This window comes from Ferruginibacter yonginensis (genome assembly GCF_042651465.1).
Classification (GTDB): Bacteria; Bacteroidota; Bacteroidia; order Chitinophagales; family Chitinophagaceae; genus Ferruginibacter; species Ferruginibacter yonginensis.
This window is the reverse complement of the sequence record NZ_JBHSCZ010000001.1, coordinates 1,027,259-1,045,300: the sequence shown is the minus strand read 5'-3', so window position 1 is coordinate 1,045,300 and position 18,042 is coordinate 1,027,259. Positions and strand designations below refer to the sequence as shown.

At 35.7% G+C, this 18,042-nt stretch carries 11 protein-coding genes and 1 tRNA gene; 9 read left to right on the top strand and 3 right to left on the bottom strand.

Annotation, left to right across the window (positions count from 1 at the left end):
• Positions 1 to 2: 2 nt before the first annotated feature.
• On the bottom strand, positions 3 to 740 hold the full coding sequence (locus ACFOWM_RS04540; protein WP_379707491.1) for a class I SAM-dependent methyltransferase: 738 nt from the start codon (positions 738 to 740) through the stop codon (positions 3 to 5).
• A 303-nt stretch (positions 741 to 1,043) separates the two neighbouring features.
• On the opposite strand from ACFOWM_RS04540, the gene glmM reads away from it, so the two are divergent.
• The 4 genes from glmM to ACFOWM_RS04520 all read left to right on the top strand — a co-directional run bounded on the left by glmM (position 1,044) and on the right by ACFOWM_RS04520 (position 5,120).
• Positions 1,044 to 2,438 (top strand): phosphoglucosamine mutase, encoded by a 1,395-nt coding sequence (gene glmM, locus ACFOWM_RS04535; RefSeq protein ID WP_379707490.1) that lies wholly within the window; start codon positions 1,044 to 1,046, stop codon positions 2,436 to 2,438.
• A 33-nt stretch (positions 2,439 to 2,471) separates the two neighbouring features.
• Entirely contained in the window at positions 2,472 to 3,599 is a 1,128-nt protein-coding gene (locus ACFOWM_RS04530; protein WP_379707489.1) for a cysteine desulfurase family protein, read from the top strand.
• Between the two features lie 88 nt (positions 3,600 to 3,687).
• Complete coding sequence (locus ACFOWM_RS04525) at positions 3,688 to 4,734, top strand: tetratricopeptide repeat protein (RefSeq protein WP_379707488.1); 1,047 nt, start codon at positions 3,688 to 3,690, stop codon at positions 4,732 to 4,734.
• A 20-nt stretch (positions 4,735 to 4,754) separates the two neighbouring features.
• Entirely contained in the window at positions 4,755 to 5,120 is a 366-nt protein-coding gene (locus ACFOWM_RS04520; RefSeq protein WP_379707487.1) for a lipocalin-like domain-containing protein, read from the top strand.
• 52 nt (positions 5,121 to 5,172) lie between these two features.
• Here the strand turns inward: ACFOWM_RS04520 and ACFOWM_RS04515 are convergent, their stop codons facing one another.
• Positions 5,173 to 6,237 carry a tryptophan 2,3-dioxygenase gene (locus ACFOWM_RS04515; protein ID WP_379707486.1) on the bottom strand — a complete coding sequence of 355 codons (1,065 nt, stop codon included), beginning with the start codon at positions 6,235 to 6,237 and terminating at the stop codon, positions 5,173 to 5,175.
• Positions 6,238 to 6,320: 83 nt separating this feature from the next.
• Complete coding sequence (locus tag ACFOWM_RS04510) at positions 6,321 to 8,303, bottom strand: T9SS type B sorting domain-containing protein (protein ID WP_379707485.1); 1,983 nt, start codon at positions 8,301 to 8,303, stop codon at positions 6,321 to 6,323.
• 238 nt (positions 8,304 to 8,541) lie between these two features.
• Between ACFOWM_RS04510 and cphA the strand changes: the two genes are divergently transcribed.
• The 5 genes from cphA (at position 8,542) to ACFOWM_RS04485 (ending at position 18,031) form a co-directional block, all read left to right on the top strand.
• On the top strand, positions 8,542 to 11,163 hold the full coding sequence (cphA, locus tag ACFOWM_RS04505) for a cyanophycin synthetase (protein WP_379707484.1): 2,622 nt from the start codon (positions 8,542 to 8,544) through the stop codon (positions 11,161 to 11,163).
• 78 nt (positions 11,164 to 11,241) lie between these two features.
• Positions 11,242 to 11,312: transfer RNA gene (locus tag ACFOWM_RS04500), tRNA-Gln, on the top strand.
• A 105-nt stretch (positions 11,313 to 11,417) separates the two neighbouring features.
• A complete protein-coding gene (locus ACFOWM_RS04495; protein WP_379707483.1) occupies positions 11,418 to 13,262 on the top strand; it encodes an alpha-amylase family glycosyl hydrolase in 1,845 nt (614 codons plus the stop codon).
• Between the two features lie 281 nt (positions 13,263 to 13,543).
• The gene (locus tag ACFOWM_RS04490) at positions 13,544 to 16,639 is read left to right on the top strand and encodes a SusC/RagA family TonB-linked outer membrane protein (RefSeq protein ID WP_379707482.1); all 3,096 of its coding nucleotides are present in this window, start codon (positions 13,544 to 13,546) and stop codon (positions 16,637 to 16,639) included.
• A 27-nt stretch (positions 16,640 to 16,666) separates the two neighbouring features.
• Positions 16,667 to 18,031 carry a RagB/SusD family nutrient uptake outer membrane protein gene (locus tag ACFOWM_RS04485; protein WP_379707481.1) on the top strand — a complete coding sequence of 455 codons (1,365 nt, stop codon included), beginning with the start codon at positions 16,667 to 16,669 and terminating at the stop codon, positions 18,029 to 18,031.
• Positions 18,032 to 18,042: the final 11 nt, after the last annotated feature.

The window sequence follows — 18,042 nt, the reverse complement described above, 5'->3', positions numbered from 1 at the left end:
GATTACATTTTTTGAGCTATCATAATCAACCTGGGTGAGGTAGCTTCATCAAATGCTTTAAATTGATAATCGCCATACACTTCTTTAATAGTTAACCCTTGTTTAGCAAACATTTGTTTAAAATCATGTACACTAAACTTCGATACTTTTTCAGTGTACTGTATTGGTTGCGGTAATGCAGCATCTTCCACTACAATTTTTTTGTAAAAATGTGTGTTGTCTGTCCATTTTGTAACGTGGTAAGTGGTGCTTTCAATTTGCTGTGTTGCTTCAATTATTTCGTGGGTATCAGCAAATGTAATATTAAGGTAATCCATTACAAAAATACCTTTATACTTTACAGCTGTGGCAATAGTTCTTATAGCATTGTCGTGTTCTCTTTGAGTATTAAAATAACCAAAGCTTGTAAAAAAGTTAAACGCTACATCAAAATAATTTACCCAAAAAGGCAAACGCATATCATGTTCTAAAAAATGCAAATGTTCATGTGCATGTTGTGTTGCATCGGCAATACTTTCACGGCTTAAATCAATACCGGTAACATCAAACCCAGCGGCTGCCAATTGCATGGAGTGTCTTCCTTTTCCACAAGCAACATCTAACATGGTAGCACCAGTAGCTGGAGCTAAATGTTGTATCAATAAATCAATAAAATCAGCCGCTTCTTTTTCATCTCTATGAGCGTATAAACGGTGGTAATAAGGTGAGTTAAACCAATCTTTAAACCATGTATCATGCATAGCGGCAAATTTACAATATTCAAAAATAACATTGGGTTAAAATCAATGCTTATTTGAACGACAGCAGTGGTGCATTTGGCAACAGTTGTCCCGCTTTACGCAGTACGCCTCGTTTCGTTCGTTCCTCACTACACTGTGGGGTACTTGCTGCAATCGGGCGTATAGTTGAAATTTTTATACTTTACGCAACATTTTGTTTGCAATAGCTATAAAAATGTTAGGTATTTTTTAATAATATTATGTTGTTTGCTATTATGCACTACTTAACAATTTGTTACCTTTGCACACCTTTAAAATACATACATGGCATTAATAAAAAGTATATCGGGTATTCGTGGCACTATTGGAGGCAAACCCAACGACAACCTTACGCCACTCGATGTGGTAAAATTTGCAGCAGCTTATGGTTCGTGGCTCAAAACACAAGCAAACAGTAAACAAAAACCAACGGTTGTAATTGGTAGAGATGGTAGAATTAGTGGCGAAATGGTACAACAAATTGTAGTAGCTACCTTAAGTGGCTTAGGTATCAATGTTATTAATACTGATTATAGTACTACCCCTACCGTTGAAATGGCAGTTGTAAATTTAAATGCAGATGGGGGTATTATTTTAACCGCTAGCCATAACCCAAAAGAATGGAACGCTCTAAAATTATTAAATAACAAAGGAGAATTTATTAGCGGTAGCGAAGGTGAAACTATTTTGCAAATTGCTGCCAACGACGATTTTAGTTTTGTAACAGTTGATCAATTAGGTAGTGTAACCAATAATACACAAACCTTACAAAATCACATTAATCAGATTGTAGCACACCCAATGGTGCAAGTGGAAGCTATTGCAACAGCAGCATTTAAAATTGTGGTTGATGTGGTAAACAGTACAGGTGCCATTGCTGTGCCAGCGTTACTGGATGCATTAGGTGTTAAAAACTACACTGTTTTACATAAAGAAATTACAGGCGATTTTGCACATAACCCTGAGCCATTGCCAGAAAACTTAACTGATTTAAGCAGAGAGGTTGTAAAGCAACATGCATCATTAGGTATAGCGGTTGACCCTGATGTTGATAGACTTTGTTTTGTATGTGAAGATGGTAGTATGTTTGGTGAAGAGTATACTTTGGTAGCGGTGGCCGATTATATGCTAAGTATCAAAAAAGGCAATAGCGTTAGTAATATGTCATCAACCAGAGCATTGAAAGATGTTACTGAAAAACATGGCGGTGCCTATTATGCAAGTGCTGTTGGCGAAGTGAATGTGGTGAACAAAATGAAAACAGTTGAAGCAGTTATTGGTGGCGAAGGTAACGGTGGTATTATTGTTCCAGATTTACATTATGGTAGAGATGCGTTGGTGGGTATTGCTTTATTTTTAACGCATTTAGCATTGTCTAAAAAAAGTATTCGCCAATTACGCAATACTTACCCAGATTACTTTATGAGTAAAAATAAAATTACGCTTGATGGTGGGGTTGACGTAAAAGCTATTTTCGAAAAAATAAAAACGAAATATAAAAACCAACCAATAAATACGGATGATGGGTTGAAAATAGAATTTGATACAGATTGGGTACATTTACGTACGAGTAATACAGAACCAATTATCAGAATTTATGCTGAAAGCAACTTAGCATCAACAGCTGATAATATTGCGAAACGTTTAATGACTGATATTAAAGAAGCGATGCAAGCTTAATAATTAATGATAAGCTGCTTAAAATTTTTGTTCATGGAAAGAATTTATTTTGATAACGCTGCCACTACTGCACTTGACCCTGCTGTGTTAGATGCAATGCTTCCATTTTTAACCAACAAATTTGGTAACCCCTCATCTATTTACTCTTATGGTAGAGAAACCCGTATGGCGGTTGAACAAGCTCGTAAATCAGTCGCAAAAATTTTAAATGCCAACCCAGCTGAAATATTTTTTACCAGCGGTGGTACTGAAAGTAGTAACATGGCTATACAAGCAGCTGTGAGAGATTTAGGTTGTAAGCACATCATTACATCACCTATTGAACACCATGCAGTATCACATACGGTGGAGCATATGCACCATGTGCATGATATTGCAGTGAGTTATGTAAAAGTGTTACCCGATGGGCATATTGATATAGAAGATCTTGAAAAATTATTAGCAGCCTCTACTGAAAAAACTTTGGTGAGTTTAATGCATGCTAATAACGAAATAGGTAATATACTTGATATTAATGCAGTGGGCGAATTGTGTAAATTGTACAACGCTATTTTTCATAGCGATACCGTACAAACTGTAGGGCATTTTGCAATTGATTTACGTAACACACTTGTGCATTTTATTACAGGTGCTGCACATAAATTTCATGGTCCTAAAGGGGTTGGTATTATTTATATTAATGAAAATGTTCGCATAAAACCCTTTGTACATGGGGGCTCACAAGAGCGTAACATGAGAGCAGGCACTGAAAATATTTACGGTATTGTAGGTTTTGCAAAAGCACTTGAATTAGCTACTGCAACAATGGAAACTGATGCAGCTTATGTAGGTACAATAAAATATTACATGCATGAGCAACTAAAAAAACACATACCGGGTGTAGGCTTTAATGGCGATGTTTTGGGCAATAGTTTATATACTGTTTTGAGCGCTAGCTTTCCTAAAACAGAAAAATCAGAAATGATTTTGTTTAACCTCGATATCAATAATATTTGTGCAAGTGGTGGAAGTGCCTGCACTAGCGGTGCTGAGCAAGGTAGCCATGTAATAAGGGCAATTAATAACAACCCCAATCAAATAACAGTACGCTTTAGTTTTTGTAAACATAATACAAAAGCTGAAGTAGATGCTGTAATTGAAAAATTAAAAGCGTTGGTTTAATCTAAAAATTATAAAAGAACGCCTCGTAAAAACGAGGCGTTTTGCATTTTGCATATTTTCATTTAAATTGATGGAGTAAATCAGCTTTATGAAAACAACATGCCTCCTCTTTTTTAGTATCATTTTCAATACACTATCATTTGCCCAAACACCTAAAAGTCTTGTTACTGAAGGTATTAAGCTACATGATAATGGAAAGTATGAATTAGCAATTCAAAAGTATGATGCTGCCATTGAACTCGATAAAAATTATTTTGATGCTTACTATGAAAAAAGTTACTCTTTGTACGCCTCTAATAAGTTAGATGATTGTATTGTATTGTCTGAAAAAATTATTGAGCAATTCCCAACTAACCCTAGTTTAAATGCTGTGTATGTTCAAATTGGTAATGCACAAGATGATCAAGGTAATCACAAAGCTGCATTAAAAACCTATCAAAAAGGGTTAAAAAAATTTCCAAATTATTTTCTATTACAATATAATAAAGGTATTACCCATTTAGCATTAGATGAGTTAGATGATGCTTATGAAGATTTTCAAAATGCACTTATAGATAACCCATTACATGCATCGAGTTATTTTAGAATTACAGAGCTTCGTAAAAACGATAATCATATTGCTGCCATGTTAGCTGCTATTATGTTTTTAACATTGGAGCCGCAAACAGAACGTTCAAAAACTACTTTTGCAACACTCCAACAATTAATGTATGGCAACGTAAAACGTACAGGTGATAATGCGGTTACCATCTACATCAACTCATCGTTACTGTCAAAAAAGAAAGGTAAAAATAAACTCGATGATTTTTCAAGTCAAGAGTTATTGTTTGCCATGAGTAGCGCCATTGAAAAAGATACAGCCGTAGGCAATATTGCAAAAACAGTTGTTGATAAATTCGACTTAAAATTACAACTGCTAATTAGTGGTTTAGATGAAAGAGGCAAAGGTTTTTTCAAAGACCGCTATGTGCCATTTTTTAAACAACTAAAAGAAAATAATTATACGAATGTATTAAGTCATATAGTGTATACTATCGCTAATGACGAACGAAATGCTGGTTGGTTAAAAGTGAATACCAGTAAGGTAGCGGCTTTTTATCAATGGCTTAAAAGTTATAATTGGCCTCAAAAATAGTCACGTTAAAAAATATTAAAATGAAAAATATAAGCATCCTTTTCATCTTGTGCTTACTTTCAATTACTTCATGTGTTGATACAACAAACAATAGATTAATTGTGGGTAAATGGCAAGGCACACAATGGTTGGTCAACGGCACCGCATCAACTAACAATGCAGCAGCTACTTTCTTTAATTTTGATACAGCCGGTAACTATCAATTTGTTTATGATGGTACTACACAAAAAGGTACTTATAAAGTTGACCATAATCAACTGTTTACAAAAGCTAATGGTGCGCAAGAAATTATGGTACTCATAACCAAATTAACAGCTGATAGTTTGGTGTTTGATATGAACCGTTCTGGCCAGTCAGAAACATTGTATTTAGTAAAATCAAAATAATAGTGATTCAAAAAAGCCATCAGTTTTCGTGCTAATGGCTTTTTTATTCAATTTATAAATAACCTAATTTATTGGTAATCTCAATCGGTAGTTTCGGTAGTTTACGCCTGTCAATTAAAAAGCTATTAAGCTGCGAAATTTCTTTAAAAATATAATGCTTATCCATAGCGCCTTGTAGATAACCTGCGCCTGTACTGCCACCCGTGCCAATACGAGTGCCAATCATGCGACGGACCATATTAATATGTCTGTAACGCCACATGCCCAGTTGGTTATCAATTTCTAATAAAGTATCTAGTAATTGAAAAGGTAACTCAAGCATAGGGTAACCACGGTAAATCATAATAAACAAAGCTGATCTACAAGCTGCAGCACTCAACGTTTTATCAGCATCACGTTCTTCATCAAAAAATAATTTGCTAAAATGTTGTAAGTTTTGTTGTTCTGCTTCGGCAAGTCCTGATGCGTAAATATTTTCGTAGTCACGCCAAAAGGGATGTGTATTATTGGGGCTATGCGGTGTATCGTTTACTGCAGCAGATGAGTAATTTTTCCAAAATGCATCATCATTAAAAAATGGCATACGTTCTAACCATTTATTTACCAATGCTAAAACGGTATTGCCTGCTTCAGCATCTTTTATAATATCTATTTCGGCTTGCTTTAATTGGGAGGTATAATAGTTTTGGCCATAACGTTGTTCAAATTTTAAACCCAGCTTAGCTTCAATAATTTTGAATTGCCAACTTTGAAACCCTGATGCTGGGCGGAGCATATCTCTAAAATCAAGAAAGTCCATGGGTGTCATGGTTTCTAAAATATCAATTTGCTGTACCAACACTTTTAAAATAGTGGTCACTCTTTTTAAACGATGTACTACCATTTGCAAATCAGCAGAGTTGTCATCCATGGCCTCTTTACTCATGGTTTGGGTAGCTGCATTTATTTCAAATAGAATTTGTTTAAACCATAATTCGTATGCTTGGTGAATAATTATGAAGAGCATTTCATCATGCGCAGGTTCATTGCCTTCTTTAAAACTAACGGGGTGTTGTGCATCAATAATTTTATCCAATGCTAAATATTCACCATAATAAACAGGAGGGTGTTGTTTCATTTATATTTGATTGTGTTAAATGATGTGCGAATGTAACATCTTTTACGAATGTTGCCTACCATTTACCATCAACAGTATATTGCTTAACGAATTAAAATAGAGGTACCCTTTTGATATACTTTTCTGTTGGTTTCTAAATCAAGGTATTCCAACGTCCAAACATAGGTGCCTGGGTCTTGCGGTAAGCCTTTAAATTTACCATCCCACTTGTTTTGCCAGATGGTTGAAAAAAATACCCTTTGTCCAAAACGGTTATAAATGCTAAAAGCTAAGTTGGTGCTTCTATAAGCTTTTAGAGGGTATAAAAAATCGTTGAGTCCATCGCCATTAGGGGTGAAGGCACTAGGTACAGCAATAAAGCAACTATACACCACTTCAATATTCTTTTTAGTGGTATCAAAACACCCAAATGAATTTTTGATAATTAAAGTGGGTAGCGCATTATAATCGCTTGACGTTAATGGTACATAAAATTGTGGTGCAGGGTCTTTTACATTGATGATGCTACCATTACCCATTATCCATTTCCATTCAACAATTTGTCCAACAGAATTGTTAATGAATGTGGCCGGTTTTTGCGGACAAATTAATGGCGTTACTTCAAAAGCAGCTTTTAAATAATTGGCAAAAGATAGTGTGGTTGTGCTTGTATCCTTACATACACCATTGCTCACAATAAGTGTAATGGTTTTATTTTCAAAATTGGTGTAGGTTACCACAGGGTTTTGTAAAGTACTGTTAGGGTGGTTCGTAAAAGTCCATAACCAATTGTTTACAGCATTTGCACCATCATGGTTAAAACTCACAACATTTTTATCGCAACCATAATTAATGTTAAAAGTGAAATTGGCATTAACGGTATCTTTCACTACAAAAGGAGTGCTTGATGGGTCAGGTGTTGGTACACCACATTCATCAGTAATGGTATTACCATCAGGCCCTGTGCGTAGGTTTAATAAAAAGGTACCTCCTACTTGCATAGGAGCTGAAAGTTGCAAGGTAATTTTATTAGTTTGCCCATTTGCATCGCAAACGGTATTTGCAGCAGTGATGGTTACAGGGTATGGACCAGTAATAAAAAAGTCGCCGCCAGCAGGGTCAACAGTATTACAATTTATTTTCTTTTTAAATACCACCTCTAATGTTTGAGGTGCACATTTTGGGGTAGTAATACTATCTAACGCAGTAGGAAAAAGTGGAAAAACGGTAAAAGTTACCGACTCATTTTCTGGTATAGCTACATCACAAAAGGTTGTGAGCGTATTGCCATCAGTGCCTTTCTTTATTGTTACAGTGTAGGTGCCAGGCGCTAATGGGTTGGCTAAAAATACACTGATAGAATCCATATCGAACCCATTATTACATTGTAATGATACGGCACTAGTAGGTACAATTAAACTGCCATTGGGTGCTGTAACAACAAAGTCTGAACCGTTTGCAGCAAGACTTGTACAACGCATTTTTTTATTAACTGCAATTTTTATTTCAGTACCATCACAAGGGGCTTGGGCTGATTGTAAATGTGGGTCAACGGGGTCAGTAATAACAGCTGTACCGCCTGAAAATACTAATGAATAGCCACTTTGGCTATCACTAAAATGGCTTATCAGTAAAATATAATCATGCCCTACAATCAAATTAGGCATTGCTGCAAAAGTGGGTAAGTTATCTCCAGGAAAAGAAGCACATTGAATACCATTTACGCCATTGGCCGATGCACCTGTTAAACCAAACGTACCACTCCAATTACCAGCTACTACAATACTTTGGTTGGTAAAAACTTCATTCGGGTTTAGGCCAGTAACATCATACAACTGCCAATCGTAATCATCACCTAAATCATTGGGGGTAATAGTGAAGCCCAATGTACCTGCTTGGTAACATCTAAACTTATACCAAAATGGGTTTTTATTTTGATAATTAGCACCATCACCTGAACAGCCTGGTACAAATAAATCATTGGTACTACAAATAGGTACTGAATCTTGAACAAATATTTGTAAAGCACAAATTGGAAAAGCAGTAGGAGGTGTTTGTCCGAAAACTGAACATGCCGATTGAGCCATAATTGGCTTCGAAAAAATCAAACAACTAACAATGAATAACAATACTATTTTCCGCATGATGTTGTAAAGTTATTTAAAAGATGGTTTGTATGAAATATTTGCTGCATCTCGATTGTGCATCAATGATATTAATAACAATGATTATATTTTTAAACTTGTATGTTATCTTTTTTTGAAATACAAACACAATTGATTAATTTCCTTTTTCACAACATCTAACCATTCAGAAACTTTAAAGATGAAAATAATAGAAATTAAAACACTTCGTGGTCCTAATTACTGGAGTATAAGAAGGGGTAAGTTAATACAGATGATGATAGATTTAGAGGCAATGGAAGAGCAACCAACCAATAAAGTAGCTGGTTTTAGAGAAAGGTTAGAAAAATTGTTACCTAGTTTATTTGAACATAGGTGTAGTGAAGGCAAGCCTGGTGGCTTTTTTGAAAGGGTTGACGCCGGTACTTGGATGGGGCATGTTATTGAGCATATTGCTCTCGAAATACAAACCCTAGCTGGTATGGATGTTGGTTTTGGACGTACCCGTGGTACAGGTAAACATGGTGAATATTATGTAGTGTTTAATTATATGGAAGAAGCGGTAGGCGTATATGCCGCTAAAGCAGCATTCCGCATTTGCGAAGCCTTAATTGCTGGTACTGATTATGATTTAGCTACCGATATTCAAACCATGAGGGAGCTGAGAGAAGAAACTCGTTTAGGGCCTAGCACTGGTTGTATTGTTGATGAAGCAGCTAAAAGAGGTATTCCATACATTCGTTTAAATAAAGGTAGTTTAGTACAACTAGGTTATGGTGTAAACCAACAACGCATTAGAGCTACCATTGCAGGTACTACGAGTTGTATTGCCGTAGATATTGCAGGCGATAAAGATGATACCAAAAATTTATTAGAAGCAGCACAAATACCTGTACCAAAAGGAAGCATAATCCGCAATGAAGAAGATTTGCAAGAAGCCATTGATAAAATTGGTTACCCAGTAGTTTTAAAACCGCTCAATGGTAACCATGGTAAAGGTGCAACTACTAATATCGTTAATTTTGAACAAGCATTAACTGCATTAGAAGCTGCTCAAAAATATGGTAGGAGTGTTATCTGCGAAAAGTTTATTACCGGTTACGATTTTAGGTTGCTATGCATTAATAATAAATTTATTTGTGCAGCCTTACGTACACCGGCAGCAGTAACCGGTGATGGTATACATACCATTGAATGGTTAATAGAAGAAACCAATAAAGATGAACGCCGTGGTTACGGGCACGAAAAAGTGCTTACCCAAATTAAGATTGATGATTTTACACGTAAAATGCTTGAAGACAAAGGCTATACCTTGCAAACCATACCTGCTAATGGCGAATTAGTGTTGGTAAAACCAACCGCCAACTTAAGCACAGGTGGCACCAGTACTGATGTTACTGATGAAGTGCACCCATCAAACATATTTATGGCGGAGCGTATTAGTAAAATTATTGGGTTAGATATTTGTGGTATTGATATTATGGCACCCAACTTAAAAGTGCCTATTAGTGAAAATGGCGGAGCTGTGTTGGAGGTTAATGCTGCTCCAGGTTTTAGAATGCACATTGAGCCATCAGAAGGTATTGCCCGTAATGTGGCAGAGCCTGTAATTGATATGTTGTTCCCTAAAGAAAACAATGGCCGTATTCCAATAATTGCCATAACGGGTACCAATGGTAAAACTACCACCACTCGTTTAACAGCACATATTGCAAAAGCAGCTGGCTATAAAGTGGGTTACACTACAAGCGATGGGGTGTATATTCAAAATGAAATGATGATGAAAGGCGATTGTACTGGGCCTGCATCTGCTCAATTTGTATTGAAAGATCCAACGGTTGATTTTGCCGTTTTAGAATCAGCTCGTGGTGGTATTTTACGTAGTGGCTTGGCTTTTCGTAATTGCGATATTGCCATCGTTACAAACGTAGCAGCCGATCATATGGGCTTAGGCGGTATTGAAAGTTTAGAGCAAATGGCAAGGGTAAAATCTGTAGTGCCCGAAACGGTGTACAAACATGGTTACGCTATCTTAAATGCTGATGATGATTTGGTGTATAATATGCACCAAAATTTAAGATGCAATGTTGCGTTTTTTAGTATGGATGAAAATAATCCTCGTATTGTAAATCATTGCAAAAATGGCGGTTTAGCATCAGTATACGAAAATGGTTATGTTACCATTATGAAGGGTACATGGAAAATTAGGGTGCAAAAAGTTACCGATATTCCTATTACTTATGGTGGTAAAGCAACACATAATATTATGAATACTTTGCCAGCAATACTAGCTTGTTATTTATACCGTAATATTAAAGTGGCCGATATTAAGTTGGCTTTAGAAACCTTTATTCCATCACCATCACAAACACCCGGTAGGTTAAATTTATTTCAATTTAAACACTTTAAATTTTTAGCTGATTTTGCCCACAATCCAGCAGGTTTACAATTGTTATGCGATTTTGTAAGTAAAATGGATGGTACGCCTAAAGTAGGTATCATAAGTGGCACAGGCGATAGGAGAGATGAAGATATACGAGAACTTGGAGCTATTTCTGCAAAGTATTTTGATGAAATTATTATTAGACAAGATAGGCATTTACGTGGCCGTACGGCACAAAATATTGTTGACTTATTGGTAGAAGGTATCAACTCTAATAAAGAAAAAAATATACCTGTTACTGTAATATTGAACGAAAAAGAAGCCATTATGCATGCTTATAATACGGCAAAGCCAGGCTCATTAATTACGATTATGTGTGATGTGGTGGCAGAGGCATTAGATCTTATAAAGTCGCTAAAAGAAAAAGAAGACAGCGAATAAAAAAAAATGTAAAAAATAGTTGGAGTTTTTTTGAAATTCCCTATTTTTGCACTCCCAAATCATAACAATGATTTTGATTGGGTTATGGTGTAAAGGTAGCACAACAGATTTTGATTCTGTTTGTCTAGGTTCGAATCCTAGTAACCCAACAAAACCTCGGCTTTTAGTCGAGGTTTTTGTTTTTTATATAATGCTGTTATCAGCTCAACCAAAATACTTTACTTTCATTGCTCATTTACTCAAATATTTACTTCATGAAACGCATATATATTATATTGTTTGTTTTGTTATTTATAGTAGGCAGTACCTCATTAATGGCACAACAAGTAAGGGTTTTCCCATCCAATTGGTGGGTGGGTATGAAATGGAACAACGTACAAATTTTATTATATAACAAATCTGAAAATTTTGTAGCAGCCAACATCAAACTTAAATACCCTGGTGTTGTAGTAAAAAAAGTTACAGTGCTAGAAAATCCACATTATGCTTCAATAGATGTTACCATTGCTACCAACACAAAGCCTGGTAATGTAATCATTAAGTATAATAACAAAGAGGGTATTAATTGGCCCATATTGCAACGCCGTGCAGGTAATGGTAAGCAATTTGCTCAAGGTGTTACTTCTAATGATTTGGTGTATTTATTAATGCCCGATCGTTTTAGTAATGGCGATACTACCAATGATAAAATTGCAGGTTTGCTAGATCAATCACTCAATAGAGATAGTATGTACCTACGCCATGGTGGCGATTTACAAGGTGTTATCAATAAGCTAGATTATTTAAAAGACTTGGGTGTAACAACCGTTTGGATGACCCCCATACTCTTAAACGATATGCCTTCTCGTACTGAACATGGGTATGCCATTACGGATCATTATACTGTTGACCCAAGGTTAGGTGGTAACAGTGCATACCTTAAATTGAGTGCTGCCATTCATGCAAAGGGTATGAAGTTGATACAAGATGCTGTATATAACCATGTAGGTATAAAACATATTACCGTTATAGATCCACCAATGAAAAGTTGGTTGCACCAATGGCCACAGTATACCCAAACTACTTACCGTGAACAGGTTTTATTTGATGCCTATGCTGCAGCTTCTGAAACAAAAAAATTAAGCGATGGTTGGTTTGTGCCCTCTATGCCCGATTTAAATCAGTCAAACCCTTATGTAGCCAATTTTTTAATACAACATGCTTTATGGAGTGTTGAAAATTTTGGTATAGATGGCTGGCGTATTGATACCTATATTTATAACGACTTGGCCTTTATGAATACATGTAATAAAGCTTTGTTAGCTGATTTTCCATCAATTACTATGTTTGGTGAAACCTGGGTGCATGGAGTGGTAAACCAAAGTTATTTCTGTGAAAATAATATGAACACTAAGTTTAAAAGTAATTTACAAAACACTACAGATTTTCAGCAATTGTTTTACGGTATACAAGCAGCATTAAATGAAAAGCAGGGCTGGACGGAAGGTGTGAGCAAGCTATATAATACCACCGCACAAGATATATTGTACAAAAACCCTATGGGGCAAGTTATATTTTTAGATAACCATGATTTGTCGAGATTTTTTTCTGTTATTAATGAAGATGTTGCTAAATATAAAATGGCCTTAGGTTGGCTACTTACTTTTAGAGGCATACCTCAATTATATTATGGTAACGAAATATTAATGAAGGGCTTTAGTAACCCTGATGGTTTGGTACGTTCAGATTTTTTAGGAGGTTGGAAACAAGATAGTATCAATAAGTTTACTACAACTGGTAGAACAGCACAAGAAGATTCCGTTTTTCAATTAATAAAAACATTGGCCAATTTTAGATTAACATCTTCAGCAATACGTACAGGTAAATTAATGCAGTACCTTCCTGATGATGGTTTATATACTTACTTTAGATACAATCAAAATGAAAAAATAATTTGTATGCTCAATACAAGTACTACTAATAAAACTATTGATATTTCGGTTAAGTATCCTGATATGGTAAAGGCGCAAAACAGCGTTAAAAACATCTTCACCAACGAAATAAGTTCAACTAAAATTAACATTCCAGCGCAAACGTTTTACATCGGAAAACTCTTGTAAAACGCCACTATGTTGTAATTCGTATTAATTATTTAATTAATTGCTTCATTGGTTATCAATAATATATAAAGTATTATTTATTTTATATGATTCGTAATTAATTGATAACCAATTCATTAAAAATTAATTTACGCAAACGATTGCGTTAATTAATAAATTGTTATTTTTGGTTTATTAATAAGTGAACAATTCACTTGTTATAACGACCATTATTGAATTTATTTTAACCAAAACAAATGTTATTTATGAACTTCTCCTCAAGGCAAATTTTGAGAATTTGTATGTTATTGTTCTGTGCAGTAGCATCCATGAGTTTGTATGCACAAAGCCCTATTAGTGGCGTTGTTACAAACGCAAAAGATGGTACCCCAATTGCTGGTGTTACCGTTAATGTAAAAGGTACGTCTACCAACGTACAATCTTCGGCTGATGGTGCATATACCATAACAGCGCCAAGTAACGGAACATTGGTTTTTACTTCTGCAAGTTTTACACGTATTGAATTGGCCATTGCTGGTCAAAAAAATGTGAACGTTGCACTAACACCTAACACCGCTAATTTAGATGAAGTAGTAGTGGTAGGTTATGGTACACAACAACGTAAGTATTTAACGGGTTCTGTATCAAAAGTTGAATCCAAAGCTTTTACTAGTACACCAGCACCAAGTTTTGATGCGGCTTTGCAAGGTAGAGCGCCTGGTTTACAAGTACAACAAGCCAATGGTTCATTAGGTGGTGCCGTACGTATTAGGGTAAGAGGTACTAGCTCAATATCTGCAAGTGGTGAACCATTGTATGTTATTGATGGTGTGCCGTTTGCTAATGGCGATAACCAAGCAGGTTTTGGAAGTGGTTTTGATGCTACAAAAGCGAATAATACAAACCCTTTAGCAACCATTAACCAAAATGATATTGAATCAATTGAAGTGTTGAAAGATGCTGCTTCAGCTTCTATTTATGGTGCAAGAGCTGCAAATGGTGTTATTTTAATTACTACCAAAAAAGGTAAAACTGGTAAAACGCAAATTTCGTTAGATGCGGTTTCGGGTGTTTCAAAAATTACCCGTAAGCTACCTTTATTAAATGGTGCTGAGTGGTTTCAATTATACAATGAAGCAAGGGTAAATGATGGTCAATTGCCTTTGGGGCCTAACCAAGCAATACCTGGTCAAGCATTATCGTATGTGTACAACCCAAATGTAAATACCGATTGGATTGATCAAACTACACAAAATGGTACTTTGTACGAAGCGAACTTATCAGCAAGAGGTGGTAACGATAAAACTCGTTTCTATTTAAGCGGTGTGTATCGTGATGAAAAAGGCGTATTGGTAGGTAACAATTTTAGAAGAATTGGTGCCCGTGTTAATATTGATAATAAAGCATCTGACCGCTTAGATTTAGGGGTACAATTTGGTATGTATTCAACCAAAACCAACGAAGTACCTACCTCTTTTAATGGTGGTATTGGTTGGGCTCAATCACAGTCATTACCAATATATCCTGTATTTAATCCAGATGGAAGTTATTTTGGTACACAAACTAAAAACAACATCTTTATTAACCCTGTTGCACAATTACAAAATACATTCATTAACCAAACACTCAGAACATTTGCGAATGTGTATGCGGCTTTAAAAATAACCAAAACATTATCTTTTAGAAGTGAATTTGGTTTAGATATGAGCAAGCAACAAGAAAATTACTACCAACAAAATTTTAATAGATGGTATCAAAACACCATGTTGGCAGCAGCATCTGAAAGAAACTTGGATTTAACCAACATCAATACCAACAATTATTTTACTTTCAATAAACAAATTAACGCTGATAATAAAATTGATGCAACTGCTGGTTTTGCAGTAAATGCATTGCGTTACCATGAAATCTCTTACACACCTAGAGATGCCGGTGTTGGTTTTGTAAATAATTTTTATACAGAAGGTACTGCTGGTTTATCATGGTCGCCTTTAGCACCTACTACTATTAGCAATGGTTCGCCGGTAAACGCTTATCGTAACAGAAACGAAAGTGGTTTCTTGTCTTATTTTGCAAGAGCGAATTATCGTTTTAAAGACAGGTATTTATTCGGCGCAAGTTTCCGTGCCGATGCTTCACCTCGTTTTGGTGCAAACAATCGTTATGGTTACTTCCCATCAGTATCTGCAGGGTGGATCGCATCTGACGAATCTTTCTTAAAAGATAGTAAAGTAATCAACTATTTAAAATTAAGAACATCATATGGTTTAACAGGTAATGCTGAAATTGGTGATTTCCGCTATATTGAATTATACAACCCAACAGGTGGGTATGCTGGTATTAATGGCCAAGTACAATCGCAATTAGCTAACCCAGATTTATCATGGGAAAAAGGTCAACAATTTGATTTTGGTGTTGACTATGCTGTGTTGAAAAACAGAATTTCTGGTAGCTTGAGTTTCTATACTAAAAAATCAAAAGATTTATTGTTGAACACACCTGTACAACGTTCTACTGGCTTTAGCAACATTGCTAGTAATGTGGATGTACAAGTGCGTAACATGGGTGTTGAGTTGGTCATTAACTCAACCAACTTCGAAACAAAATCTTTTAAATGGACAAGCTCTTTAAACATTTCACATAACGCTAATAAAGTATTAACAGTAGCTGGTTTTACTGATCCTGACTTTTTAGATTTGAGTGAAGGTGATACTAGGGTTATTGCTGGTTATCCATTAGGTATAAATTATTTACCAATTTTTGCAGGTGTTGATCCTCAAACTGGTGATCAATTGATATTTGAAAAAGGTACTGGTAAAAAAATAAAATTAACACCAGCATCGCAAAATGCAAACAGGGTGCCTGTAGGTACACCAAACCCTGATTTTTATGGTGGTTTTGAAAATAATTTTACTTACAAAGGTTTTGATTTAGGAATTTTATTAACCTTCCAATATGGCAATACTATTTATGATGATGGTGGTAAATATCAAATGGGTGGCCGTTTAGGTAGTTGGAACCAACGTAGAGAGTTATTGAGCAGATGGCAAAAACCTGGTGATATTACTGATGTACCAAAAGTATCATTAATTGAGGGTGGTAATGCTGATAACAGCAACTCATCAAGGTATTTATATGATGTATCTTTCTTACGTGTTCGTAGTATTTCATTAGGGTATAACTTACCTAAGTCAATTTTAAACAAAGCAAAATTAACCAGTGCAAGAATTTATGTATCTGGCCAAAATTTATTCACGTTTACTAAGTATGCTGGTTGGGATCCGGAAGTGGTTCGTTACCGTTTTAATAATGGTGCATCTAACGGTGCTTTTAATGCGCCTTACTTGCCAACACCACAAAGCAAAAGCATCAACTTTGGTTTAAATATTGGTTTATAATCTTACCCACATTTTAAAATTATTACAATGAAAAAAATATTAATAGGTTCATTTTTCGCAGCAAGTATTTTAAGTACGGGTTGTAAAAAATTATTAGATAAATTACCTACAGATGCCCAACCTGGCGAAGAGGTATTAAAATCAAGCTCCAATGTATTATCAGTATTAGCTGCTTCATACAGCCGATTTACAGATAATAATTTTGTTGGTGGCGAAGTACAACGTACAGCTGAATTATATGGCAATCAAGTTGATCTTGCCAATGCTACAGGTGGTGCACCAGCACAATTTGTAAGCCGTAGTTTCAATATTTTTAATCAAATAGGTAGAGATATTTGGTTTACTGGTTATGAAGCCATTGGTAGAGCAAATGTGGTGTTAAATGCAATTGATAATAATACATTTAATGATACTACTGCTGCTGCAAAAAATACATGGAAAGGTGAAGCATTGTTTATAAGAGGTGCAGCTCATTTCGAATTGGTTCGCATTTTCGCTAAACCATATACCGCTAACCCAACCAGCGACCCGGGTGTGGTATTGCGTTTGAGAGCATTAAACGCTACTGAAGCACAACAACAAGTACAACGTAGTACCGTTAAGCAATCTTACGATGCTGCTATTGCAGACCTAAAAGCTGCAGAACAATTATTGCCTACCACAAATGGTGTAAGAGCTACACGTTGGGCTGCAAAAGCTTACTTAGCACGTATTTATTTTAATATGGCAGATTACGCCAATGCCTTTGCGTATGCAAATGATGTTATTACTAACGGTGGCTTTGCGTTGGGTACTGATGTGAAAGCACCATTTACTACTACTGGTAATGTGGCTAGTTTTCCTGCATCAGTGGTTTTTGGTGTACTAGGCGATGGTGGCCGTTTGAGAGGTAATTTTTGGAACAGTGATTTAAACAATACTTTCTTACCAATAGCTAATGCAACTTTCTCAAACATTAATGCAAGAGGTGGTAACAGAGCTACTTTCTTATCAACATCTTCAACAAGTGGTAAAGGTGTATCATTAAAGTGGAGTGTGTTAGGTGATGTTGCTATTAATGTGCCAGTAGTAAGGCTATCAGAAATGTATTTGATACGTGCAGAAGCTAGGGTACAAACTGGTACATTTACTGATGCTGCTGTAAGAGCTGATTATAACGCTGTAAGAGCTGTTGCAGGTGTAGTAGCAGATAATAGCACTAGTGGTGCAACTGCTTTATTAACCGCTATTCGCAACGAACGTCAGGTTGAGTTATTTACTGAAGGCGATAGCTACCATGAATTAAGAAGATTGAAACAATCTGTAAGAGGTATTGCTTTTGACGATGCTACAGGGTTATTAAAAATACCTGATGGTGAAGTAAGAGTAAACCCTGGTATGATTCAAAACTAATTTTATACAAC